Origin of the sequence: Pseudahrensia aquimaris (genome assembly GCF_042676045.1) — a bacterium.
Lineage (GTDB): Bacteria > Pseudomonadota > Alphaproteobacteria > Rhizobiales > Rhizobiaceae > Pseudahrensia > Pseudahrensia aquimaris.
Genome location: NZ_JBHTJV010000005.1, coordinates 159039 through 182598 on the forward strand (window position 1 = coordinate 159039; position 23560 = coordinate 182598).

Here is a 23560-nt window from a genome sequence, read left to right on the forward strand (position 1 = left end):
ATGGTAAGTATGAAACACCTTACTATCGCTGGCCCACTTGCGGCATTGGCCTTGGCCGGAACTTTGGCCAGTTGCACGACAGACAACACGTTGTCGCCAGCGCGTGCGCCGGCTTCGCAAGCCCAAACCGGGGCTCCTGCCACAACTCCCACTGGTCAACCCATTGTTGTACGCATTGGCAGCTTGGCGGGTCCGCCCGCAGGCAAGACGGATGATCTGCGCGAAACGTTGGAAGCAACTGCACCGCAACAAGGCATTGAGGTCGTCAAAGACCAGCGCAAGACGCCACAATACGTGCTGTCTGCTCAACTCAACGCGCTCCCGCAGGGCGATACCACAATCGTGTCCCATGTCTGGACGGTGAGCGATCTCCAAGGCGCCACGCTTCACCAGTTCACCCTGAGCGAAACCCAAGAGGGTTCATCGAATTTCGCATGGGGTGGCGTGAACAAGGAAACCCTCACCCGAATAGCCGAAAGCGCTCTTTCAGCATTTGCGGTGTGGAATGGCTCTCGCTGAGGGAAAAGCACAAATAATCTGTGGCGAGGCCGATAAGCGTTTTGCGCTTTTGCAGACGCGTTGCTAAGACACCGCCACAAACTGTGGCTGCGGCCAGACCAGCGTGATCTTTCCCGATGAAACTTTTCTCCGGCAACGCGAACAAATCGCTCAGCGAAGACATAGCAAAATATCTTGACACAACCTTGGGCAACGCGGTCGTGCGCCGCTTTGCCGATCAGGAAATCTTCGTTGAAATTCGCGAAAATGTGCGCGGCGAAGACGTCTTCATCATCCAGTCCACGTCTTTTCCCGCCAACGATCACCTGATGGAAATGCTCATCATGATCGACGCTGCCCGCCGCTCGTCTGCACGGCGCATAACGGCAGTGCTGCCCTATTTCGGCTATGCCCGCCAGGACCGCAAACCAGGCCCCCGCACGCCCATTTCAGCCAAACTGGTCGCGAATTTGATCACCGAAGCCGGTGCAGACCGCGTTTTGACGCTCGATCTTCACGCAGGGCAAATTCAAGGTTTCTTCGATATTCCGACCGACAACCTCTACGCCGTGCCCGTCATGGCCCGCGACGTGAAGGCAAACTACGACATCGACAATGTCATGGTCGTTTCGCCGGACGTCGGCGGTGTGGTCCGCGCCCGTGCTTTGGCAAGCCGTCTAAACGCGCCGCTAGCCATCGTGGACAAACGACGCGACAAGCCTGGCCAGTCGGAAGTCATGAATGTAATCGGTGACGTGACGGGCAAAGACTGCCTGCTTATCGACGACATTATCGATTCCGGCGGCACCCTTTGCAACGCGGCTGAAGCTCTGCTCGCCAACGGGGCGACATCCGTAACCGCTTATATTTCCCACGGTGTGCTCTCAGGCGGCGCGGTGGCGCGCATCACATCTTCCAAGCTCAAAGAACTGGTCATTACCGATTCAATAGAGCCAACCAGCGCCATTCTGGCCGCTCACAACATCCGCGTGACAACGATTGCAGACCTCTTCGGCGAAGCCATCAACCGCACCGCGCTGGAACAGTCGGTATCAAGCCTGTTCGATTGATATGATGGAGCGCAACGGATACGTAACAAGACGCACAACGGCTGGGCGTGGAAGCTACGCGTGGCATGATTGCGATATTGGAAAAGCTGTTGCTTTGGTGAAGGGAAGATAACGGTTCAATTCGGCGAAAATCTGAAATTTGAACTATCGGTTTACCCCTATCACGGCATCAACATCATGTGCGCTTTGTGCACCAACCCACCATTGCGCCCCTCTTGCCACTTGCCCCCCTCCCCGCTATACGTCCGCCACCGCGCCGACACCCTTGGAGGCAGCGCGGGTCAATTTTACCGATTTTCGGAAATTTGAGCCTCGCGCCGCGGCGCGCAGGCACCTCACACACAGATGCTTAGGAGCATATTATGAGCGACAACACGCTTACGGCCCAAGCTCGCGACCGTGTCGGCAAGGGGGCCGCACGGGAATTGCGACGCAACAATATGGTGCCAGCCGTCATTTATGGCGACAAAAAAGACCCATTCCCCATCGCCCTTCCCATCAAGGAAGTGACGAAAAAAATCCATTCCGGTGGCTTTATGACCAACATTTTGACCATCGAAGTTGATGGCCAAAAACATCAGGCTCTGCCGAAGGATTACCAGCTGCATCCGGTCAAAGACACCGTCATGCACGTCGATCTGCTGCGCGTTTCGCGCAACACGGTTGTGACCGTTGAAGTGCCTGTGCATTTCGAAAACGAAGAAACCTGCCCTGGCCTGAAAGCCGGTGGCGTGTTGAACGTTGTGCGCCACACCGTTGAGGTGAACTGCCCGGCAACCGACATTCCGGAATTCTTCTCCGTCGATCTGAGCGCACTGGAACTGGGCGACAGCGCCAACATTTCCATGGTTGCACTGCCCGAAGGTGTGGTGCCAACGATCACCGACCGCGACTTCACCATTGCCACCATCGCAACGCCTGCTGGCCTGCGCTCTGACGGCACGGAAGACGAGGATGAAGGCGCACCAGAGGCACCGGAAACCGAAGTCATCAACCAGAAGTCCGAAGACGAGGACGGCGAGTAAATCTCGCTTTAGGAGGGCACCAAAATGCGCCTCTTGGTTGGCCTTGGAAATCCAGGGCAGAAATACGAAAAACACCGGCACAATGTCGGCTTCATGGCGGTGGACGCAGTCCATCGCCATGAAAGTTTGAGTTCCTGGAAGCCGAAGTTTCAGGCACTCACTGCCGAAGGCACAATCGGTGGTGAAAAAGTCCTGCTCATCAAACCCACCACATACATGAACGATTCAGGCCGCGCCGTGGCCGAGGCCGCGCGCTTTTACAAGCTGGAACCTGCGGACGTGATCGTCCTATATGACGAACTCGATCTCGCCCCCGGCAAAGTCCGCATCAAAACGGGCGGCGGCGCTGGCGGTCACAACGGCATCCGCTCCATCGACGCTCATTTGGGCAAGGATTACAGCCGTGTCCGCATCGGCATCGGCCATCCCGGCCACAAGGATCGGGTTACGGGCCACGTGCTGGGGGATTTCGCAAAGGCCGATCACGAATGGCTCGACCCGCTGCTAGACGAAATCGGCCGCAATGCCGACCTGCTGGTCAAAGGTGAAGACGCGGCCTTTATGAACAAGCTGGCGCTCACCACTCAATCCAACGAACCATCAGGCGCACGCGGCCAGACCTCCGCCAAAGGCAAAACCGGCGGCGGCAAAAGCCACATCCGCCAAGCCCGCCAGTCCGGCCCGAAACCAAAAGTCCCAAGCTCCGGCCCCATGGCGGACATGCTGAAAAAACTGTTTGGCGACAAAAGCTAACACGCGCCAAAAAGGGTGACATTCGCGCCTTCAATCGCTACCTGTGCGCCACAAGATTCAACAGCCATAGCGCCCCAATCAGGACACTACTTCAATGGGTTTCAAATGCGGCATCGTCGGCCTGCCCAATGTCGGCAAGTCCACACTCTTCAACGCGCTCACCCGCACGGCTGCGGCACAAGCGGCCAACTATCCGTTTTGCACGATTGAGCCGAATACCGGCGAAGTTGCCGTGCCGGACCCGCGCATCTACGACATCGCCAAAATTGCTGAATCGAAAGAGATCATCCCTGCACGCATGAGTTTTGTGGACATTGCAGGCCTCGTGCGCGGCGCGTCCAAAGGCGAAGGCTTGGGCAACCAATTCCTCGCCAACATCCGCGAAGTCGACGCCATCATCCACGTACTACGCTGCTTCGACGATGACGACATCACCCACGTTGAAGGCAAGATTGATCCGATTTCCGACGCCGAAACCATCGAGACCGAATTGATGTTGGCAGATCTCGACAGCCTTGAGCGCCGCGTCGATCAGACCCGCAAAAAGGCCACCGGCAAGGACAAGGAAGCCATCACGGTGTTGCCGATGATGGAAGCCGCCCTTGGCGTTCTCAATGACTCAAAGCCCGTGCGCGTCTTGCTCGACGGCATCGCCGCCGAAGACCTGCGCATTTTGAAAACCCTCAACCTGCTCACGTCAAAACCCGTTCTCTACGTCTGCAACGTGGCCGAAGAAGATGCGGCAAACGGTAACGAGCGGAGCGAGGCCGTCGCCAAAATGGCCGCCCAACAAGGCGCCGCCAGCGTGGTCATTTCCGCTGCCATCGAGGAGGAAATCGCCCAATTGCCGGACGACGAGCAAGCAGATTTTCTGGAGATGAACGGGCTGGAGGAGTCCGGCCTCGATCGCCTCATCCGCGAGGGCTATAAACTGCTCAACCTCGCCACCTATTTCACCGCCGGGCCCAAAGAAACCCGCGCGTGGACAATCCCCCTTGGCGCAAAAGCGCCCCAAGCGGCGGGCGTCATCCATACAGATTTTGAACGTGGCTTCATCCGCGCACAGACGATTGCATACGACGACTACGTCAGCCTTGGCGGCGAAGTGCCAGCCAAGGAAGCGGGCAAAGCGCGCGACGAAGGCAAGGAATATGTTGTGAAAGACGGCGACGTGATGCTGTTCAAGTTCAACACCTAATCCTCATGCCCGCTGCTGCTCGCCGCCCCTATCGACCGGAAGTTGATGGCTTGCGAGCTGTTGCGGTTATGCTCGTGGTGCTGTTTCACCTCGGTTACGAATGGATTCCCGGTGGCTATATCGGCGTCGACATCTTCTTCGTCATTTCAGGTTTCCTGATCACACGCCTGATTTTGGACGAGGTCGAGAACGGCAGCTTTTCGTTCCGGTCCTTTTATTTGCGCCGAATGCGCCGGCTCGCCCCCGCCTTGTTGGCAACCTTGCTCACCACCTGTTTGGTCGCCTTTGTGCTGTTCACACCCACGGATTTCAAAGCCTATGGGCGAGAAATGGCGTGGTCAGCATTGGGCCTGTCAAACTTCTATTTCGCCGAGCGGCTGGATTATTTTGATAACGCCAGCAGCCTTCGCCCTCTACTGCACACGTGGTCCCTTGCGGTGGAGGAGCAATACTACCTTATCGCTCCGCTGTTTATTTTTCTAATCCGCAAGCGCTGGTCACGCACTACTGTAATGTATGCAACGCTCGTAACGCTCGTTTTGTCGTTCGCAGCCGCGGTGATTGCTGTGCGCGCAGACCCTCAGATTGGCTATTTTTGGACCCCGTTTCGGGCATGGCAAATCGCATTGGGCAGCATGGTTGTTTTCCTGCCACGCCATCTGCACCTTGAAGGCGCTCGGGGCGATGTGGCTGCAATCGTCGGCCTCACCGCTATAATTGCAAGCAGCCTACTGCTCAGCGAAAAAAGTGGCGTTCCGGGATGGGCCGCACTTTTGTCTTGTCTCGGCACGGCCCTGATCCTGTCAACCAAATCGGCCCCGCTGACGTTTCGGTGCCTGAGCACGACCCCGATGCTGGCGCTGGGGCGCGCGTCATACTCCTTGTATCTCGTTCATTGGCCGTTGATTGTCATCGTGTCCTATTGGTTTCTTCAGCCCAACCTGCCTGCCAGCGTACGGCTTCCAACTCTGGCAGCCTCTTTTGTTCTGGCATTCGGATTACACCACCTGATCGAAGAGCGTCTGCGAAAGCCTGCCCCAACGAACACTGTTTTCGTGCAAAGCACGATGGCGTTTGTGGTGGCAATCGCAGCAGGTGGTTGGGCCATGTATCACTCAAGCGGCCTTCCCTCGCGCATCAACGCGCCTGTCATCGCTGCGATTTCGCCTTACGAACCATGCCGTGGCGTCACGATTTGTATTTTGGGTGACAAGGAAAAAGATGCGCCAGCTGCTTTGTTTGTCGGTGATTCAAACGCAAGGCATTATGCCAAAGCGATTGACCAATGGGGCCAGAGCAATGGCCAGAAGGTCATCATGGTGGCCTCCGCAGCCTGCAACATCACGGGCGATTTCAAGATAAGAAAGCACCATTTGGCCAATTGCAAAAAGGCCAAGGCAGCGACCTCCAAACTGCTCAACGAGCACGAAAACACGCCGCTTCTAATTGCGCACAACTGGAACAGCTATCGCAAACAAAAGATGACAGAGCGGCTGATAGAGTTCATCGGAAATGTCGGCAAGCGGCCCGTGACGATTGTGGGTCAAACACCCTATGCCCGAAAGCACTATCACCACTGCGGTCAGGTTCAATCATTTCAGCTCTCGCTCAAAGACTGCGAAACGTACAAACCCTACAAACTGGATCAAACAACGACCGCGCAGCTTCGGCGCGAGTTATCCGGTGTGCCAGTGCGCTTCATCGATCCAGCAACCGCCTTGTGTACTGCTGAAAACTGTTCTGTTCACGGTGAAGCGGGTGTATTCTTTTACGACAAGGGCCATTTATCGCTTCAAGGGGCAAAGCGGGTGCTTGATGATCGGTTGGCCGCGCACTTGCTGAAGCCAGAAGACCAGCCGACACTTTCGCAATGACTTTTATGGGAAAAGGCGAAACCGCAAAATGATGAGCCAAACCCACATTCTGCTTTCGTCTGCGCTCTTCTCCAAACCGGGACACAGCCTGCGCAACGCGGCCATTGTCGTTGGTGCCTTTATCCCTGATCTGGCAATTTTCGCGCTCTTCGGCTGGTCGAAAGCGGCGGGCATAGCAGAACAGACGGTGTGGAACGAACTTTACTGGCGCGAGCCGTGGCAAAGCTGGGCGGCAGCGGGTAACTCACTTCCCCTCTACATTACGCTTGGCCTGATCGGCGTCATCCTGCTGCGCATCGCAGGCGGTGTGTGGCGCATTGGCCTTGTCTTGGCGTTCATTGCACTGTCGGCATCGCTTCACATAGCCGGTGATCTGCCGGTCCACGTACAAGACGCCCACCGCCACCTGTGGCCGCTATCGGATTGGAAATTCATCTCGCCTATTTCCTATTGGAACCCGGCCCACCACGGCACGCTTTTCGCAATTTTTGAGATATGCCTTGGCCTGCTGCTTGCCATTGTGCTGTTTCGCCGCTTTCAAACCCCGTGGCTGCGCGTCACATTGGGGCTCGTCATCGCACTCTATATCGCTGTGCCTTTATATTTCACTTTCATGCTAGGGGGCGCTTGATGCTTACCTATGACAATCTGGCAATTGGGCAGGAATTTGCTCTCGGCCCCAAACTCGTCACGGCTGAGGAGATTATCGAATTCGCAAGCGAGTTCGATCCGCAGCCGTTTCATCTGGACCCTGAATCCGATCAAGCTGCTCAAGTTGGCGGCCTCATCGCTTCCGGTTGGCACACCTGTTCCATGTTCATGCGGATGATGTGCGACGGCTTCATTCTGGATTCCACATCGCAGGGGTCGGCCGGTCTAGACGAAGTGCGCTGGCTACTGCCCGTGCGCCCAGGCGACCGGCTTACCGGTACAGCCCGCGTCGTTGAAAAACGCGTGCCCAAGTCGCGACCCGATCTTGGCATGGTGCAGTTCGAATACACGCTCAACAATCAAAACGGCGAGACGGTCATGACCATCAAAGGCAACGGAATGTTGGGCCGCACGCCAGAGGCGGCTTCGGCATGAGCGAATCTTTCTTCGATCTCCTGCAGCCCGGCATGGTGCAGGAGTTGGGCGACCACACCTTTACCCGCGAGGCCATCATCGCCTTTGCTGAAAAATACGATCCGCAACGCTTTCATCTTTCTGACGAGGGTGCCACCAAAAGCCACTTCGGCGCACTGTGCGCCTCCGGCTGGCACACGGCCGCCGCTTGGATGCGGCTGAACGTCGAGCGCGGGCGTGGCGAACTGATACGTCTCACGGGATATGTAGGCCCAGAGCCCGTCATGGGGCCATCCCCCGGCTTGCGCAATCTGAAATGGACCCACCCGGTTTATGCGGGCGACACAATAACCTATCGCACCACTATCACCGGCAAGCGCAAAAATCCGCGACGCGAAGGCTGGGGCTTGCTCACCAGCAACACGCAGGGTTTCAATCAGGATGGGACGTTGGTGATCACGATGGATGGCGCGGTGACGCTGAGGACGGATTAGGCCATGCGCTTGCCACGGAAACGAACGCTCTTCGCAGGCCTCGCCGCAGCCCTCATTCTTCTACCCACTGTTGCTTTTGCCATCTACAAGCCAAGCCGGGTTCTGGCACCCCATCTTTTCGGCGTGACCTGCGTTGAAAACAATATTTGCATTGATGACCCTGCACACCTGAAGCGGGCCAAAAGGCTAAGGGCGGAAGCTATTGACTTTGTCCACTCCAATATCGCCCACATCCGGAACACGCCGCGAATGATCTTTTGCCATTCGCTCGAATGCAGCGACGCTTTCGGTCAATTCCATGCCGCAGCATTCAACGTCGGAACGCACGGTATAGTGGTCCGTATGCGTGGTTGGGAGCGCCACTTCGTGCGCCACGAGTTGATACACCACGTTCAGAACGAGCGCTTCGGCTCCCTCTACGCCTTTGTATTCCTGCCGACTTGGTATCTCGAAGGCATGGCGTACTCATTGAGCCTCGACCCTCGAAAACCCATTCCAGACGAAACGCTCGAAGGTTACCGCGCCCGTTTCGATGCATGGGCGGCGACGCAGGAAAGCATCTGGGATATTTCGCGGCTCGATTAATCGCCCTCAAACTCAACCAAGGTCCGCACCGGCACGCCGAGCGCTTCAATTTTTGCCCGACCGCCCAGATCCGGCAAATCAACCACAAAACAGGCAGCGACCACTTCTGCGCCCATTTCTTGCAGCATCTTGGTGGCCGCTTCCGCCGTCCCGCCCGTGGCGATGAGATCGTCGACCAGCAGAACCTTCTGCCCCGGCACGATGGAATCACGGTGCATTTCCATCTCGTCCACGCCGTATTCCAGACTGTAAGCGATGCTGACGGTATCGGCAGGCAATTTGCCCTTCTTGCGGATCGGGATGAAGCCGATCGTCAATTGGTGGGCAATAGCACCACCCAGAATAAAGCCGCGCGCCTCAATGCCTGCAACGCTTGCAATGCCAATGCCGATATAGGGATGAACCAGCGCATCGACCGAGCGACGGAAAGCGCGGGCATCCTGCAGCAAAGTTGTGATATCGCGAAAAACGATACCTTCTTTGGGGTAATCCGGGATGGCGCGAATGGTCCGCGTCAGTTCTTCAATCAGCGTTTCATGCAAGGCTTAGCCCTCGTCTGCCAGTTCTTTCATTCGGCGCGACAGTCAAACAAAAAGGCTCCGGAGACAAGCGCCGGAGCCTTCTGCAAATCGATCATACGAAGCTAAATTAGTGTTGGACGTTTGCCCAGATCTTTTTCTTCGTGAAGTAAAGCAAACCGGCAAAGATCAGCAGGAACAGCAGGACAACAAAACCCTGACGCTTGCGATCCACGAGACCCGGCTCGGCAGCCCACATCAAAAAATGCGAGACGTCTTTGGAATACTGTTCAACGGTCTGGGGAGTGCCATCGTCATAGTCCACGATGTCATCAGACAGCGGATTGGCCATCGCTAACGCTTTGCCTGCAACGAAGTAGGGATTGTAGTACAGACCGTCGAGAATCTCTTCACCTTCCGGCGCTTCTTTGTAGCCGGTGAGAAGCGAATAGATATAGTCCGGCCCGTTCTCTGCATACATCGTCAAAATGTCGAAGATAAATGTCGGGAAACCGCGCTCAGGGGCGCGGGCCTTGGCGATCAATGAGAGATCCGGCGGATAAGCGCCACCGTTGGCTGCACGGGATTCAGCGACGTTGGAATAAGGGCTTGGAATCCGGTCCGCAGCACGTGCCGGGCGCTCGAACATTTCGCCGTCCTCGTTCGGACCATCCTGCACTTCATATTCGGCAGCAATCGCTTTGATCTGGTCTTCCGAATAACCGAGGTCAGCCAGATCACGGAAGTAAATCAGCTTCATGCCGTGGCAAGCTGAACAAACCTCGCGATAGACTTTAAACCCGCGCTGCAGCGCGCCTTGGTCCCAGGTCCCGAAGGGTCCGGCAAAGCTCCACTCGGCGTTGCGCGGTTTGTTGATCGGATAGCCACTTGCCGCAAAAGATGCGCCCGCCGTCAAGCCGATTGCAACCAGCGCACCAGCGGCAATGCCCATCAGCTTCGAGAACATATTTGTCATTGTTGTCTCTTTCACAAATCGGTGGTCGTCATGACGTGACGACCACCTTTTATACAGTTCATACGCTTGGCGAAGGAACGCTAGGTCGCGTCTCTTGTCAGCCCTTGGTTTCCGGAGCAGCCGCAGCGCCTTCCAACTGGGAAGCGCCTGAGCTGTCTTTCCTCGCACCGAGCACGGCATCTGTGATGCTGGCCGGGCGTGGCAACGGCTTTTCAAGCCAGCCAAGGAGTGGAAGCACCAGCAGGAAGTGCGCAAAGTAGAAGAACGTCCAAGCCTTCGTCAGCGGGATCCAGATGCCCTCAGCAGGACGTGAACCAAGATAACCGAGGAACACGCAGTTGATAGCGAACAGCCAGAAAAAGATTTTGAAGGTTGGGCGGTAACGACCCGAGCGCACATCCGACGTATCCAGCCAAGGCAGGAAGAACAGGATAGCGATTGAGCCGACCATTGCGAGAATGCCACCGAGTTTGGAGTCGATGATCACGATGTCGGTGAACGGAATACCAATGTTGAAATCGACCGCACGCAGGATCGCGTAGAATGGCAGCAGATACCATTCCGGCACAATGTGCGCCGGCGTAACCTGTGGGTCAGCTTCGATGTAGTTGTCCGCATGGCCCAGATAATCGGGCAGATAGAACACGAAGTAGGCCATGACAGCGAAGAAAATCACCAGCGCCAGCGCGTCTTTGACAGTCGCATACGGCGTAAAAGGCACAACGTCTTGCTCGCTTTTGACTTCCACACCTGTCGGGTTGGTTTGACCAGTCACGTGCAGAGCCCAGACATGGAGGATAACCACACCGAGGATCATGAACGGCAGCAGATAGTGCAGCGAGAAGAAGCGGGTTAGCGTTGCGTTGCCGACGGAATAGCCACCCAAAAGATATTCTCTCACGGAATCACCCACCAGCGGGATTACCGAGAAGAAATTGGTGATCACCTGAGCGCCCCAGTAGGACATCTGTCCCCAAGGCAGCACGTAGCCCATGAAGGCGGTTGCCATCATCAGAAGCAGGATCACAACACCCAAAATCCAAAGCACCTCGCGCGGCGCTTTGTAGGAACCGTAATACATGCCTCGGAACATATGGATGTAGACCGCGATGAAGAAGAACGATGCGCCAACGGCATGCCAACTCTGCATCAGGCCACCATATGTGACGTCGCGGCGGATAAGCTGCACGCTCTGAAATGCCAACGCAGCATCAGGCGTGTAGTGCATTGCCAGCACGATGCCTGTGATGATCTGCGAGATCAGCATTACAGCCAAAATACCGCCGAACGTATACCAGTTGTTCAAATTGCGCGGCACCGGATAGGACACGAAGCTGTCGTGAAACAAACGGTAGACCGGAAGGCGCGCGTCAAACCATTTCCCGAAGGAAGACTTTGGTTGATAGGTGGAGTGTCCGCTCATGCTTTGGCTCCTAAACTTTGTCTGTACCGATGACCAAAAGCTCATCGGAAGCGAAAACGAAGGGGGGTTGTGGCAGATTTATAGCTGCCGGACCTTTGGTAACACGGCCCGTGGAGTCGAATTTTGATCCGTGACAGGGGCAAACCCACTGCTCCAGCGCACCATCCACCTCACTCGGGATACAGCCCAAATGCGTGCAGTTGGCAGAATATATAGACCATTCCGCCGAACCTTCAGCAGGGCCAGCAATTCGGTCTGTGGCGGGAACGTAGTCGCGGTAGTTTTCCTGCGGAGCAGAAGATGCAGCGGCAACTTCCTCCTCAGTCAACCTGCGCACGAAATAAGTGGCCCCACGCCACAATACTTTCACAAGGCTACCGGGCTCGATCTCGGAAATGTTCAACTCAACAGGAGCACCAGCCGCAACCTCGCGTGCATTGGGGCCCATCTGGGCGACCAAGGGCCACACAATGCCGCCAACGGCGATGGCACCGGCAGCGCCAGTAGCAATGTAGAGAAAATCGCGACGGTTCGGGTCGCCTTCAGTATGTTCGCTCACGAGCTTTCATCCTGTGCTTCGATATAGGTTTAGGGAGCAGACATCCGATGCCACGTCACACCGTCACATCTGGACGGATTTCGGCTCCTCTTCACGCGATTACCTATGCCCCAACCCCGCCCTTGTCCAGCTTTCGGCGGCCTTTCGGGCAGTTTGTCGCAAATTTGTTGTGTAGCATGGGGTCGCACCCATTTCCCCGCGCCAAAGGAGGCTTATCACTGCTGTAAAGGCCACCAAAAAGGCCGCCGAAGCGCAATCGAAAGGCTCCCATCATGACAAAACCCTCCATCGGCCTGACAGGACTTGGCGTCATGGGTTCCAATCTTGCGCTCAACATCGCCGACAATGGCTTTGATCTCGCCGTCCACAACCGCACAAACGCTGACGTGGACAGGTTTTTGGAAAAATCCGGCGACTTGCGCGCTCGTCTCACCGGACACTATGAAATCGAGGATTTTATTGCAGGCATCGCGACGCCTCGCACCATCATCATGATGGTGAAAGCGGGAAGTGTCGTCGATGCGGTGATCGCCGCCCTTACTCCGCACCTTGAAAAGGGCGACCTGCTCATCGACGCGGGCAATTCCGATTTCAACGACACCGTGCGCCGCACAAAGACGCTGGAAGATCAGGGATTCGGCTTTCTCGGCATCGGCGTTTCCGGCGGCGAAGTCGGCGCGCGATTCGGCCCCTCAACAATGGCGGGCGGCAGTGCTGAAAAATATGCACTGGTCGAAGACATGCTCAACGCCATCGCCGCAAAGCACGAAGGTGAGCCCTGCGCCGCCTGGCTGGGGCCGGACGGTGCGGGCCATTTCGTCAAAACCATGCACAACGGCATCGAATACGGCGACATGCAGATGATCGCCGAAACCTATGGCGTGATGCGCAACGGGTTGGGCATGGAGCCGAAAGCCATCGGCAAAGTTTTTGAGCGCTGGAACGAAGGCGCGCTCGGCTCCTATCTCATCGAAATCACCGCGCAAATTTTGCAAACCGAAGATCCCCAAACTGGCGCTGACATTATAGACGTGATCGTCGACCGTGCAGGCCAGAAGGGTACGGGGCGCTGGTCGGCCATCGAATCGCAGAAGCTCGGCGTTCCCGCCTCAGCCATTGAAGCCGCGGTCACGGCTCGCGCCCTTTCGGCGGGCAAAGACCAGCGCGAAACGATGGAGCGGCTTTACGGCACGCCGGACACAGTGATTTCCAGTGCGTCTATGGAAGCCATCATCACGCAGCTCGAAAACGCCCTGCTGGCAGGCAAGATCATCGCCTATGCCCAAGGCTTCTCGGTCATCCGTGCGGCGTCTGAGGAAAACGGCTGGAACACGCCGCTGGCAAGGGTTGCGGAAATATGGCGAGCGGGCTGTATCATCCGTTCAGTCATGCTCAACGACATCGCCAGCGCCTTTGCTAACAATCCGGCGCTCGAAAGCCTGCTGCTCGCGCCTGCCTTCGCCGACAAGATGAAAGCCACCCACGCCGACCTTCGCACCATCGTGGCGCTGACAGCACAGCACGCCCTGCCCCTGCCCGCGCTATCGGCTGCGCTTTCCTATTTTGACTATGCCCGTCAAGGCCAAAGCACGGCGAACATCCTGCAAGCCCAACGCGATTTTTTCGGCGCCCACGGCTTCGAGCGCACCGACGAAGAAGGAAGCGATCACCACGGACCGTGGGCTATGGGGTGAGCCGACAGCGTGAGTGCCAGCAGCCAGATCATTTCAAACGGAGTTTGAAATGATCTAATGCGCCAGCCGCGTGCGCACGCTGTTCTTCTTGAAGCTCACATCGGGATCGTTCTCGTCCATGTCGAACGACACCATAAGGTGACCGCTGTTCAAATCATCGCCCAAAAAATCGCAGACCGCCCGAAAGATCGACTTCGCCGCCGCCTTTCGCGCTTCAATCGTGCGCCCCGCGCCAATACGCGCGACAATGGCCAGGAAGGCATTTTCCTCGTGCCCGTCGGCAATCTCGTAAATCTTCGCCTCGTATAGCCGCACGCGGATGCCAACCAGCGGGAAGATGCCCGTCTCCACCGCAGCCGCATGAATGACCTTGGCCAATTCCTTCAAATCGTGCCGCTCACTCAGATTAGCGGAATGTTCAACGATAAAATGCGGCATGGCCTGCTCTCATTCAAAGGTTAGATCGACGGAACCGAAAGCACCAAAGTCAGCATGAATTTCGCTGCCTGACGGACATTCAACCGGACGAATGAACGAACCGGACAAGATCACATGCCCCGCTTCGATTGCCTGCCCATACAGCGCCATGCGCCGCGCCAGCCAGACCACGCTTTCCACCGGATCGTTCAACACCCCCGCGCCCAGCCCCGTCTCTTCAACCTCGCCATTGCGCGAAACGATAGCACCCACCCACCGCAAATCGTGAGCATCGACCGCGTGGCGCTGCACCCCCAACACAACGCCCGCATTGGCCGCATTGTCGGAAATCGTGTCAAACACCCGCCGCGCTTGCCCCGTCGTCGCATCCTTGCGCACCACGCGCGTGTCGAGAATTTCCAGCGACGGCGCGACGAAATCGGTGGCCGCTATCACATCTTCACGGGTGACGCTCTCGCCGGAAAGAGGCGCTTTCATCACAAAGGCGATCTCCGCCTCGATGCGCGGCTCGATGAACCGGCCCTTGGGAATGCTCGCCCCGTGGTCGAAAGCCATATCGTCCAGCAGCACACCTGAATCAGGAATGTCGATATTGAGCGCATATTGCATGGCCTTCGACGTCAGCCCGATCTTCCAGCCGATGATCGACCGCCCCGCCGCCTGTTTGCGCGAAACGAAACCCTGCTGGATGTCATAGGCATCATCCATCGTGATGTCGGGATGCTGCACCGACGGTATGGCGATCTGAACGCCCGTGCGCTCGGCCTCAAACAGCGCGTCGGCAATGGCATTGCGGTCGTTGGCGTCCATGTCTCTCCCCTACCGCTTCGCCAGATGGGCAACCACGTTCTCGATCATCCGCATCCCCGCATCGCCGCCAAGGCTCATGATGCTTTCGGGATGGAATTGAACGGCCGCCACCGGCTCGCTCTCATGTTCCAGTCCCATAATGATGCCGTCAGCGGTTTCCGCTGTCACCCGAAATTCTTTCGGAAGGCTGTCCTTCGCCGCGTGCAACGAGTGATAGCGCCCAATTGTGACTTCCGACCCAAGTCCGGAAAACACCAAAGAGTTTTCAGATACCGAGATCCGCGAAGGCTTGCCGTGCATGGGAACCGCCAATTGGTCCAGCGTCCCGCCATAGGCCTCCGCAATCGCCTGCTGGCCGAGGCACACGCCAAACAACGGAATATCCCGCGCCCGCGCCTTGGCGATGGTTGCCGCACAGTCGAAATCCTTCGGGTTGCCCGGCCCCGGCGACAACACCACCAGATGCGGTTTCATTTCATCCAACACGCTCTCAGCAATCGGCGAGCGCAGCGTCGTCACCTCCGCCCCCGTCTGGCGGAAATAGTTCGCCAGTGTGTGGACGAAGCTGTCCTCATGGTCGACCAGCAAGATGCGAACGCCATCGCCCACCTTCGCCGTGCTGCGCCCTGTGCCGGAAGCATTGCCCAGCGTCGTGTCGCGAATGGCACTCAGCATGGCGGAGGCTTTCAATTCCGTCTCCGCCTCTTCCTCTTGTGGGTCACTGTCGTAGAGCAGCGTCGCCCCAGCACGCACCTGCGCGATGCCATCTTTGATACGCACCGTCCGCAGGGTCAGCCCCGTGTTCATGTTGCCGTTGAACCCAACCATGCCCACCGCGCCACCATACCACGCGCGGGGGCTCTTTTCGTTTTCCTCGATGAACCGCATCGCCCAAAGCTTCGGCGCGCCCGTCACCGTCACCGCCCAGGCGTGGGACAGAAAGCCGTCAAAGGCGTCCATGTCCTCGCGCAAACGGCCTTCGATATGATCGACCGTGTGGATCAGCCGCGAATACATTTCGATCTGCCGACGCCCGATCACCTTCACCGAACCCGGCTCGCACACTCGGCTCTTGTCGTTGCGGTCGACGTCCGAACACATCGTAAGTTCGGATTCGTCTTTCTTGGAATTGAGCAGTTTCAAAATCTGCTCGCTGTCCTCAATCGGGTCTTTGCCACGCTTGATCGTGCCGGAAATCGGACACGTCTCGATGCGCCGCCCTTCGACCCGAACAAACATTTCCGGCGACGCACCCACCAGATATTCGCCCTCTCCAAGATTGATAAAAAACGAATAAGGAGAAGGATTTATCTCTTTTAGCTTGCGTGAAATGGCAGAAGGCGGATTGACACACCGCTCGGTGAACACCTGCCCCGGCACGACCTCGAAAAGGTCGCCGCGAACGAATTTCTCCTTGGCCTTTTCCACCAGCCGCGCATATTCACCGGGCGTGTGATCGCCCCGTCCCGGCTCATGATCGGCAGGCACAAACGGCACATCATCGCCGCCCCGCTCCAGCCCTTCGGTCGTCGCGCCATTGATGGAATATTCGTACTGCTCGTGCCAAGCCTGCGCTGCATGATGGTCAACGACGAGAATTTCATCGGGCAAAAACAGCACCATGTCGCGCTGGTCTTCTGGCCGCTTTTGCTTGTAGTCGATGGCGTCAAACTGGAAAGTCAGATCGTAACCAAACGCACCGTAGAGCGCGAGATTGGCATCGGCATCGCTGCGGAAAAGATCAACCACCGCCCTCAAAACCGAAAACACCGTCGGCGCCCGCGAACGCATTTCTTCCGGCACTTGGCCCTCGGGCGTCTTCACGGTCAATCGAATTTCTCGCTCCGCCTGCTCGATTTTGGCGATGTGATCATCGTCTTTCAGCACCGCAAAAATGGCCGGCAAAAGCACCGTGCCGCGCTCGTTATAGGCCTCGATGCGCACGTCACGGTTCTTGGAAACAATTCCCAAAGGCGGGTCGATGATCGCCGTGTCCCACCGCGTATAACGACCGGGATATTCGTAGTTGGACGAGAACACCGCCCCGCGGCGTGTGTCCAGCTTGTCGACATAACTCTGCACCGCATCGCCATAGGGCGTCGCCACCCGTGTGCGGGTCACGTCCACGCCGCCCTTGGTGCGATATTCAAACACCGATCCGTCTTGCGCCATGCTCTCTCTCCAGCCTGTGCCGCCACCAGCACCGGACACAAAAAAACCGCCCGGTCACTGGGGCGGCTTGGTCAATCTGCTTTTTGCAAAACTATCCCGTGGCCGCCTTCTAGCGAACCCACCACCAAGAAATTTTTGCGTTCATATACATGGGAGTTGTCTAGCCAGCCGAAGCCAAAAGCGCAAGCGCAGAGCCACAATGGGCGAAAGGCGGCAATGCCTCCACAAGCATCGCCACCTCTCTTTTTTGACGTCCAAATGGGTCCGGCAGAACAGTGAGGGTAAAAAAAGGCTGCGCCACAGGAGGGTAATCCAAAGCGCAGCCCATAGTTCTGCCGTCCCCAAAAAGACGACCAAGCTGTATCCACGCAAAAGCGCGGTAGGAGAACAAAGGGAAGATCCGGGTCGGGCGGATTGACCCGGATCTTCCAATAACCCGCTTGGCACGGGCACACATATCGGCTGAGGAAAAGCAGGGGGATCAGCCGATATGTTTCTGGAGACTTCCAAACTGCTTCGGTTGTCTTGATCCAGTAAATACACTTATAAGTTGTATGTGTAAACAGTCTCTTAACGCCGCAAGCGCGATCGACAAAAATCACGCCCGTAACGAATAAAATTTTTATCGCATTAAATCAGATGTTTGGAGCGCCCAAAGACTATCGATCGAGAATATCGCGCATCTCGGCCATGTTGGTGCGCACGCGCAGCAGATAAAAACCCATGGTTGCAAGGTGCGACGGCATCATGAACGCCGATTCGGAACCGTTGGAAACGATCAGCGGATCAATCTCCAGCGTTGATCGCAGCTCCGCCTGCATCTTGTTCCACACAGCCGTCAGGTTGCGCTCTTCAATCACGTCGCCAAAGTCTGCCCGTGCAGCCGCCATAATTCCGTTCAGAGCATAAAGCTGGCCGTAGGTGAACCAAAAGCGGTCATCCGCCCGCAAGTCGAACCAACCGGCATTCGATGCTTCCATTTGGTCACCCAGAATGTCTGAAGTTGAGCCCAGCGCATTCGCCATCTGGTCAAGAAAGCGCAGCAGGTTGTCGGCGCGCGGGTCAAACAGTGCATCGCAACTTGCAAGCCGCGTGTTGAACGCCTTTAGATTGTTGATCGAAGAGCGATATTCCGATGGGGTCGGGGTTTTCGGGCCAAAGGGCGAGAGCTCGAAATACCAATAATTCTCGTTGTAGTTCGAATTCTGGTGCGCGTTTTGCAGATTTTGGTCGATCTGGGAGGTTCCCCGCACACGACCCAACCGCTCCTTGGCCTCAAAATTCGAGCGGCGCACCATTTCGTGCACGCCCAGCTGGAAAGCCGCCTTGTTGTCGAAATAAGGAGTGTATTTCCAATCTATGCCGAAGAAACCCAGTTTATAGGGCAGCATGGATGGCACCCAACCGTTCTGGTTGACGTTGAAATCAGTCAGGTCCGCAGCCATTTCCACGATGGCGGACGGCCCGCACTGGCCTTCCGCGCCCGGCGTCGGCTGGCCGGGCTTGGTGGTGCGTTGATCGAAGGCATATGTGGTTGCGTAATCCGGGTTGAAGCCACGCCAGAATTGCGTCTGATAGATCATATAGCCATAGCTGGCCACGATGCCGATAATGATAAGGCTGAAAACGCCTTTGATGATGAAGCCGCGCTTGCGCACCCATGTGGTCAGCGCCACGAAAGGCCACAGGATAGCGGCAACGATATAGCCTATGAAGCGCCCTATCGCGTCGAAGATCCGTTCAAAAAACCGAACCACAGGATCAAGCATATCAAGTCTCCTTGCGCGCTAGCGCGTTGGCGCTTCAGTCGCCGCGATAATCATACAGATGCTGCCTCAGCCCTGCTTTGTCTTTCAGATAGGTCTCGCGCACCGTTTTCACAACATGAGCACGAAGCCCCTCCCCCCACTTTTCATAATCGGCATAGAAAGCAGGCTTGTTGAAAATGTAGCGCGAGAGCCAGTCAAACCGCACCTGATCGGAAATCAGCCGGTTGACCAGCCATTGGTCCGGGTGGGCAGGTTTGGCGCGGGAGAGGATAAACCGCCCGCGCGGGTCAATTTCAGAAAGATCAATCTGCGCCCAGTTTTCAAGCTGCCGCTCCGCCCACATCAGAAAGGGCAGCGTGCCCTCTTTCTCCACGAGTTCCGAATTGCGCGTCACCCAATTCTTGATCCAGCGCCGGTCAGACGTCTTGTGATCGCCCTCCGGCTCCGCGTGATAGGCCAAAACCGTGATCAACGTCTCCAGCCGCAAGTCCAGCCAGCCGGAGCGTTCCATCCACGAGCCGCGCGGCAATTCCAGCCGCCCCGTCTCTACCAGAAACCGATAGATCGTCTCCTGATCTCGCGCATCGATGTAAGCCACCTGCCAGGGCCGCGAGCGGCGGAACCCCGGCGCTTCGGGGTTACCGATCACCGTGGTTTGGTCCGGGTCGATGAAGATGTAGACCCCGCCAAAATGCGAAGACCAGAACGCTTTATGCAGAAAGACGGTCTCGGTCGGCACCAGTTCATTGGTCCGAATATCGCCCGTCACCTTTGCCAGATCGACCATCTCGGTCAGCAATTCGTCGTCCGCCCAGGCCTGCTCTTCTTTCTTCAGCCGATCGATCAACAGCCGCAATTCGGTCGCCTGATCGGCAAGGTTCGTGCCCGTATAGACCTTGAAATTCACCTGCTCGATGGAGAGCAAATCCTCAATATCCCGCGCTTCCAGCACAGGGTCATCGATCTCGCCATAGACCACATCCTTGATCGTCAGCGCGTTGATCGCCTTGGCGTTGTGCTCGAAGAATTCGTGCATCAGCTGGCCGGTATTCGAAAACGCCGTGTGAACCACCGGCAGCGATTGCTGCTCCGGCGACAGGATGATGAAACGGCGGTTGATCTGGTTGGGGTCGAGATAATCCCGGTCGTCCAATTCGTCCGCCACTTCCGGCGAAAAGCCGGTCATGTCGATTCGAAACGACTTTTGTTTTGTAGGCTTAAGACCAAAGCCCTTCAGCGCCACGTTATAGCGCTCAATCAGATGCGGCTCTTCAATGCGCATCATGCGCCCAAAGATCAGTTCTGACTCTTCAAGACGTTTCATAAGCCGCTAGAACCAGATCCCACTGCGCACGACGAAGTAGAGGAAAGCCGGAATGCCCAGTGTGAACAGCACAGCCATTGGCGGACGGATCACGCCCAACATCTGATTCATCCGCGTGGAAAAATCATCCTGCTGCTGCACTTCATCCGCGCTGAACAGGCGGCTCATGTTTCGAAACAACCAACCGAAGCAAAACAAAACCAGCCCCGTTGTCAGAAGCGTAAATATCGTCTGTTCGGTTTCACCCATTTACCATCGTCCTTCTTTTTTCATGGCTTCGATCTCGCCAACCGCTTTTTCGCGCTGCCGTTCGCGGCGGATGATTTCCTCCACGGCGGCGTTGTCGCTCTTGTCCGTATAACGGAACTCGGAGTCTGCGTAGCGGTTGATCTCCTGCATGACCATATCCATCGTGAAGGGAGAGCGCAGTTCGGCTATCATGTCGCGCTTTGTGTCGTAGTCCTTGTGCATGAACGCCTCGGGCGCCTCGAACCACTCGTCCGGCAATTCAATGTCCATCGCCCGCATTTTGATCGCGTCCGTGATGTTCTTGATCGCACGGCCCGTGAAGCGCGGCTCGGCCTCTTTGATCATGTGCAAATACGTGCCGACGTCGGCCATCGTTTTAGGCTCGCCCACCTCGTCCATAAAGCGCACATAGACCTTCTCCAGCCCATCTTCCTGCGGCTTGGAAAGTTGCTCATAGGCTTCGCCCACCGCCTTCTGGATAACCTGCGCTTCAAAAAGCTCATGGTCGCCCAGCGGGATCTTGTGGTTCTTGCCCGCCAGCAGCGCGAAAATGTCGATATAGTCGTCGCGGGTCTGCGGTCCGTCCACCAGCCAGCGAGCGCCTGCCCGTTGGCGCAGCGCGTCGTCGACGTTTTCGGGATAGTTGGAGAACATGCCGAACGAGCAATTGCCGCGCACAACGGTGTTTGCGCCCGCGAAACTTTCCATCAGCACCGCCGTCACCTCCTGCTGACCGGCGCTTGCGCGGTCGTCGGAGCGTTTGGCGGCAATCTGGTCGATATCGTCCACCGTGCCAAAGCCAATCGTCTTCGGGTTCAGCACGTTGTTGATGAACTGCTTACAATTCTGCCCCGACTTGCCCTGATAGGACGAGATATTGTCCACGCCGAAATTCTCATAGTGGAAGCCATAGCCAGCGACCTGACAATAATCGTTGATCATGCCGGCGATCATCTGGATCAGGATCGTCTTACCCGTGCCGGGTGCGCCGTCACCAATGAAGGTAAACAGGAAACCGCCCAGATCGACGAACGGGTTCATTTGCCGCTCGAAATCGTAGGCCATCAACATCTTGGCGAGCTTGATCGCCTGATATTTCGCGATGTGGTTGCCGATGATCTCGTTCGGCTTTTTAAACTGCATCACCAGTTTCGAACGCTTCGCGCCCGGCGCGACGTCAAAGCCGTTCAGCTCAAACCCATCGCTTTCCAGCTTCAGATGCGTCTGCTCGAACGGCCCCAGCGCCGTGAACCGCGCACGGCGTTGCAGCAGTTCATCGATTGCGAGCCGCGCACAGGTCCGCGCCCGCGACGACATCACCTTGTCGTCCGGCGCACCGTCCACACAGGCATCCAGCGCCGCAACCAAGCCTTTCAGCGCGTCCTGCGGCGTGTCGAACAGGAATTCAGGCTCGGGAATATCGCTTGCCGCCTCCGCATCATCGGGCAGCATCTGCACCAGATAGGCGGCGGCTGAAAACGCCGCCACGTAGGCGGAACTCTCCACCAACCCACGAAACCGATCAGCCTCTTCGCCAGCCAAAGCCGCGCCCGAATTCTTTTTCGTCAGCGCGTCCAGCCCGGTCTGCTCACCAAAATGGTCAGCGACCGCCAAAGCCACCGCCACAGCACGACGCGTTTTGTAGACCAGCCCGTGCTGTGCAATCGACAGCATCGCATCGTCCGGGTTCACCGCCGAAATCGTTTTGATCAGTTCCACCTCATTCGTAGACTTCGCTCCCGCAGACGACACTGTCGAAACAAACCGCCGCCTCGTGCCAGCAAGCTCCGTCTTCGATTTATTGTCTCCGATGGTCACATGCACAAACCGCGTGATCAGCGATTGCGCAGTGGGCAAGTGCTTGGCGATATCGTCTTCGCGAAGGGTAGAAAGTGCTGCGTCCATTAGAAGTCCCTCAAAACCTGGTTCCCGCTCACCACATGGGTGTGGTAGCCGTCGAAAATTTCGTCGCGTTTGCCGCTGGCGTAGATCGCTTGATACGCCTCATGCGGCACAAGCGCATGGCGCTCGAAGGATGACACGCCTTGGCGCACACATTCGAGATTATCCGTGTCGATGTGATAGGTCTGCCGCGCGGCCTCGGAACTCCAAATTCCGCGCTTGGCGGGCGTTTCAGAAATTGAGTGCAATTCCTGCACCGTCCATGTCAGCAGCCAAGCGTGGTTAGGATTGCGCACCGTATCGAGAATTTTTTCGACAATCTTGCCGTGGCTCGTCACACCCGCATTGTAAAATGGCCCCATCACGATGCGACGCAATTGCTTGGGGTGTAGCTCCTCGAAATCCTTGTCCATATTGTCGGCAATGGTCGAGAGCGTCAGACCATAGGATGAATTCTTCTCTGCGAAATCGTCAAACTGATGCGCCAAATCCGGGTTCAGCAACCCACCAACGGGGAATTGTATATCAAGATTGTCCGCAATCTTTCCCGAACGGTCGAGCAACAGTTTGCCCATTGTTTTCGAGGAATCCTCCAGCACCGCGACATAGACCATCGGCAAATTTGCCGAGCCATCGAACGCCCCCCAGTGGGTCACGTAATAGGGCCGTGCGGTTTTCGGGTTCATCGAAACCTTAATCGTCTCCGGCAGGATGTTGGGCTGGAACACATCCCCCTGCATCACTTCTTCAAAATACAGACGCTGCGCCAGCGCCTTTTGCAGCGCGGCAGGAAACTGCTTTTTCAGCAGAATGTAGTCCACCATGTCTTCGCGCAGTGTGGCGCCATCGGGCATCCCCGCCAGCTTTTGAGCGGCAGAACGGGCGTCCACATCAAGGTCAAGCACGTTCTGGAACGTCGGGTAGCCGCTCTCCGCCTGATTGATCGCAAAGCGCTCGGCAAACGCGACCTTGTTCTTCCAGGCATCAAACGAATGGCGCAGCCGCAGGATGTATCCTGCCAGCACGCGCCCCGTCATCTCGTGCTGATAAAGCGGCGAGTTCTCCTCACGCAGATAAATATCCAGCGAATAAAGCGCGGAATCGATAGCCTCGAAATACCGCGTGACTGTGTCGTTCTTACTCTTGGTTTTAGCCACCATCGGA

General features: G+C 56.8%; 23 protein-coding genes. 11 read left to right on the top strand and 12 right to left on the bottom strand.

Annotated elements, in window-relative coordinates; translation table 11 throughout:
- Positions 1–9: 9 nt before the first annotated feature.
- The 10 genes from ACFQ14_RS08210 (at position 10) to ACFQ14_RS08255 (ending at position 8562) form a co-directional block, all read left to right on the top strand.
- The gene (locus ACFQ14_RS08210; protein WP_377212241.1) at positions 10–519 is read left to right on the top strand and encodes a hypothetical protein; all 510 of its coding nucleotides are present in this window, start codon (positions 10–12) and stop codon (positions 517–519) included.
- Positions 520–635: 116 nt separating this feature from the next.
- Positions 636–1568: a ribose-phosphate pyrophosphokinase gene (locus ACFQ14_RS08215; RefSeq protein ID WP_377212242.1), complete on the top strand. Its 933-nt coding sequence runs from the start codon at positions 636–638 to the stop codon at positions 1566–1568.
- A 362-nt stretch (positions 1569–1930) separates the two neighbouring features.
- Positions 1931–2593: a 50S ribosomal protein L25/general stress protein Ctc gene (locus ACFQ14_RS08220; RefSeq protein ID WP_377212243.1), complete on the top strand. Its 663-nt coding sequence runs from the start codon at positions 1931–1933 to the stop codon at positions 2591–2593.
- A 24-nt stretch (positions 2594–2617) separates the two neighbouring features.
- Entirely contained in the window at positions 2618–3346 is a 729-nt protein-coding gene (gene pth / locus ACFQ14_RS08225; RefSeq protein ID WP_377212244.1) for an aminoacyl-tRNA hydrolase, read from the top strand.
- Positions 3347–3440: 94 nt separating this feature from the next.
- Positions 3441–4544 (top strand): redox-regulated ATPase YchF, encoded by a 1104-nt coding sequence (gene ychF / locus ACFQ14_RS08230; protein ID WP_377212245.1) that lies wholly within the window; start codon positions 3441–3443, stop codon positions 4542–4544.
- 5 nt (positions 4545–4549) lie between these two features.
- On the top strand, positions 4550–6418 hold the full coding sequence (locus ACFQ14_RS08235) for an acyltransferase family protein (protein WP_377212246.1): 1869 nt from the start codon (positions 4550–4552) through the stop codon (positions 6416–6418).
- Between the two features lie 28 nt (positions 6419–6446).
- Positions 6447–7049 (top strand): hypothetical protein, encoded by a 603-nt coding sequence (locus ACFQ14_RS08240; protein WP_377212247.1) that lies wholly within the window; start codon positions 6447–6449, stop codon positions 7047–7049.
- Positions 7049–7504 (top strand): MaoC family dehydratase, encoded by a 456-nt coding sequence (locus ACFQ14_RS08245; protein WP_377212248.1) that lies wholly within the window; start codon positions 7049–7051, stop codon positions 7502–7504. Before ACFQ14_RS08240 ends, ACFQ14_RS08245 begins: the two co-directional genes overlap by 1 nt.
- Positions 7501–7977, top strand: coding sequence for a MaoC family dehydratase (locus ACFQ14_RS08250; protein ID WP_377212249.1), 477 nt, complete (start codon positions 7501–7503; stop codon positions 7975–7977). Before ACFQ14_RS08245 ends, ACFQ14_RS08250 begins: the two co-directional genes overlap by 4 nt.
- Positions 7978–7980: 3 nt before the next feature.
- Positions 7981–8562 (top strand): hypothetical protein, encoded by a 582-nt coding sequence (locus ACFQ14_RS08255; protein WP_377212250.1) that lies wholly within the window; start codon positions 7981–7983, stop codon positions 8560–8562.
- On the opposite strand, the gene ACFQ14_RS08260 is transcribed toward ACFQ14_RS08255, so the two are convergent.
- From ACFQ14_RS08260 to petA, 4 genes are all read right to left on the bottom strand, one after another.
- On the bottom strand, positions 8559–9104 hold the full coding sequence (locus ACFQ14_RS08260; RefSeq protein WP_377212251.1) for an adenine phosphoribosyltransferase: 546 nt from the start codon (positions 9102–9104) through the stop codon (positions 8559–8561). The two genes, ACFQ14_RS08255 and ACFQ14_RS08260, sit on opposite strands and share 4 nt — an antisense overlap.
- Positions 9105–9210: 106 nt before the next feature.
- Entirely contained in the window at positions 9211–10056 is an 846-nt protein-coding gene (locus ACFQ14_RS08265; protein ID WP_377212252.1) for a cytochrome c1, read from the bottom strand.
- 97 nt (positions 10057–10153) lie between these two features.
- On the bottom strand, positions 10154–11479 hold the full coding sequence (locus tag ACFQ14_RS08270; protein ID WP_377212253.1) for a cytochrome b: 1326 nt from the start codon (positions 11477–11479) through the stop codon (positions 10154–10156).
- 10 nt (positions 11480–11489) lie between these two features.
- A complete protein-coding gene (petA, locus tag ACFQ14_RS08275) occupies positions 11490–12038 on the bottom strand; it encodes a ubiquinol-cytochrome c reductase iron-sulfur subunit (RefSeq protein ID WP_377212254.1) in 549 nt (182 codons plus the stop codon).
- A gap of 272 nt (positions 12039–12310) precedes the next feature.
- Here petA and gndA point away from each other — a divergent pair, with 272 nt between their 5' ends.
- The gene (gndA, locus tag ACFQ14_RS08280; protein WP_377212255.1) at positions 12311–13732 is read left to right on the top strand and encodes an NADP-dependent phosphogluconate dehydrogenase; all 1422 of its coding nucleotides are present in this window, start codon (positions 12311–12313) and stop codon (positions 13730–13732) included.
- Positions 13733–13786: 54 nt separating this feature from the next.
- Here the strand turns inward: gndA and ACFQ14_RS08285 are convergent, their stop codons facing one another.
- The 8 genes from ACFQ14_RS08285 to ACFQ14_RS08320 form a co-directional block, all read right to left on the bottom strand.
- On the bottom strand, positions 13787–14170 hold the full coding sequence (locus tag ACFQ14_RS08285; protein WP_377212256.1) for a 5-carboxymethyl-2-hydroxymuconate isomerase: 384 nt from the start codon (positions 14168–14170) through the stop codon (positions 13787–13789).
- 9 nt (positions 14171–14179) lie between these two features.
- Positions 14180–14980, bottom strand: a complete 801-nt coding sequence (gene hpaH, locus ACFQ14_RS08290) for a 2-oxo-hept-4-ene-1,7-dioate hydratase (RefSeq protein ID WP_377212257.1) — start codon at positions 14978–14980, stop codon at positions 14180–14182.
- 9 nt (positions 14981–14989) lie between these two features.
- A complete protein-coding gene (locus ACFQ14_RS08295) occupies positions 14990–17152 on the bottom strand; it encodes an anthranilate synthase (protein WP_377212258.1) in 2163 nt (720 codons plus the stop codon).
- Between the two features lie 659 nt (positions 17153–17811).
- The gene (locus tag ACFQ14_RS08300) at positions 17812–18921 is read right to left on the bottom strand and encodes a DUF2333 family protein (RefSeq protein ID WP_377212259.1); all 1110 of its coding nucleotides are present in this window, start codon (positions 18919–18921) and stop codon (positions 17812–17814) included.
- 34 nt (positions 18922–18955) lie between these two features.
- Complete coding sequence (locus tag ACFQ14_RS08305) at positions 18956–20245, bottom strand: DUF6638 family protein (RefSeq protein WP_377212260.1); 1290 nt, start codon at positions 20243–20245, stop codon at positions 18956–18958.
- Positions 20246–20251: 6 nt separating this feature from the next.
- Positions 20252–20494 carry a hypothetical protein gene (locus ACFQ14_RS08310; protein ID WP_377212261.1) on the bottom strand — a complete coding sequence of 81 codons (243 nt, stop codon included), beginning with the start codon at positions 20492–20494 and terminating at the stop codon, positions 20252–20254.
- On the bottom strand, positions 20495–22399 hold the full coding sequence (locus ACFQ14_RS08315; RefSeq protein ID WP_377212262.1) for an AAA family ATPase: 1905 nt from the start codon (positions 22397–22399) through the stop codon (positions 20495–20497).
- The gene (locus ACFQ14_RS08320; protein WP_377212263.1) at positions 22399–23556 is read right to left on the bottom strand and encodes a hypothetical protein; all 1158 of its coding nucleotides are present in this window, start codon (positions 23554–23556) and stop codon (positions 22399–22401) included. Before ACFQ14_RS08320 ends, ACFQ14_RS08315 begins: the two co-directional genes overlap by 1 nt.
- Positions 23557–23560 lie beyond the last annotated feature (4 nt).

Bases quoted from the DNA above. Each gene is read 5' to 3' on its own strand.
- ACFQ14_RS08210 (WP_377212241.1), top strand. From the start codon at position 10: ATGAAACACCTTACTATCGCTGGCCCACTTGCGGCATTGGCCTTGGCC.
- ACFQ14_RS08215 (WP_377212242.1), top strand. From the start codon at position 636: ATGAAACTTTTCTCCGGCAACGCGAACAAATCGCTCAGCGAAGACATA.
- ACFQ14_RS08220 (WP_377212243.1), top strand. From the start codon at position 1,931: ATGAGCGACAACACGCTTACGGCCCAAGCTCGCGACCGTGTCGGCAAG.
- pth (WP_377212244.1), top strand. From the start codon at position 2,618: ATGCGCCTCTTGGTTGGCCTTGGAAATCCAGGGCAGAAATACGAAAAA.
- ychF (WP_377212245.1), top strand. From the start codon at position 3,441: ATGGGTTTCAAATGCGGCATCGTCGGCCTGCCCAATGTCGGCAAGTCC.
- ACFQ14_RS08235 (WP_377212246.1), top strand. From the start codon at position 4,550: ATGCCCGCTGCTGCTCGCCGCCCCTATCGACCGGAAGTTGATGGCTTG.
- ACFQ14_RS08240 (WP_377212247.1), top strand. From the start codon at position 6,447: ATGATGAGCCAAACCCACATTCTGCTTTCGTCTGCGCTCTTCTCCAAA.
- ACFQ14_RS08245 (WP_377212248.1), top strand. From the start codon at position 7,049: ATGCTTACCTATGACAATCTGGCAATTGGGCAGGAATTTGCTCTCGGC.
- ACFQ14_RS08250 (WP_377212249.1), top strand. From the start codon at position 7,501: ATGAGCGAATCTTTCTTCGATCTCCTGCAGCCCGGCATGGTGCAGGAG.
- ACFQ14_RS08255 (WP_377212250.1), top strand. From the start codon at position 7,981: ATGCGCTTGCCACGGAAACGAACGCTCTTCGCAGGCCTCGCCGCAGCC.
- ACFQ14_RS08265 (WP_377212252.1), bottom strand. From the start codon at position 10,056: ATGACAAATATGTTCTCGAAGCTGATGGGCATTGCCGCTGGTGCGCTG.
- ACFQ14_RS08270 (WP_377212253.1), bottom strand. From the start codon at position 11,479: ATGAGCGGACACTCCACCTATCAACCAAAGTCTTCCTTCGGGAAATGG.
- gndA (WP_377212255.1), top strand. From the start codon at position 12,311: ATGACAAAACCCTCCATCGGCCTGACAGGACTTGGCGTCATGGGTTCC.
- ACFQ14_RS08285 (WP_377212256.1), bottom strand. From the start codon at position 14,170: ATGCCGCATTTTATCGTTGAACATTCCGCTAATCTGAGTGAGCGGCAC.
- hpaH (WP_377212257.1), bottom strand. From the start codon at position 14,980: ATGGACGCCAACGACCGCAATGCCATTGCCGACGCGCTGTTTGAGGCC.
- ACFQ14_RS08295 (WP_377212258.1), bottom strand. From the start codon at position 17,152: ATGGCGCAAGACGGATCGGTGTTTGAATATCGCACCAAGGGCGGCGTG.
- ACFQ14_RS08300 (WP_377212259.1), bottom strand. From the start codon at position 18,921: ATGCTTGATCCTGTGGTTCGGTTTTTTGAACGGATCTTCGACGCGATA.
- ACFQ14_RS08305 (WP_377212260.1), bottom strand. From the start codon at position 20,245: ATGAAACGTCTTGAAGAGTCAGAACTGATCTTTGGGCGCATGATGCGC.
- ACFQ14_RS08310 (WP_377212261.1), bottom strand. From the start codon at position 20,494: ATGGGTGAAACCGAACAGACGATATTTACGCTTCTGACAACGGGGCTG.
- ACFQ14_RS08315 (WP_377212262.1), bottom strand. From the start codon at position 22,399: ATGGACGCAGCACTTTCTACCCTTCGCGAAGACGATATCGCCAAGCAC.
- ACFQ14_RS08320 (WP_377212263.1), bottom strand. From the start codon at position 23,556: ATGGTGGCTAAAACCAAGAGTAAGAACGACACAGTCACGCGGTATTTC.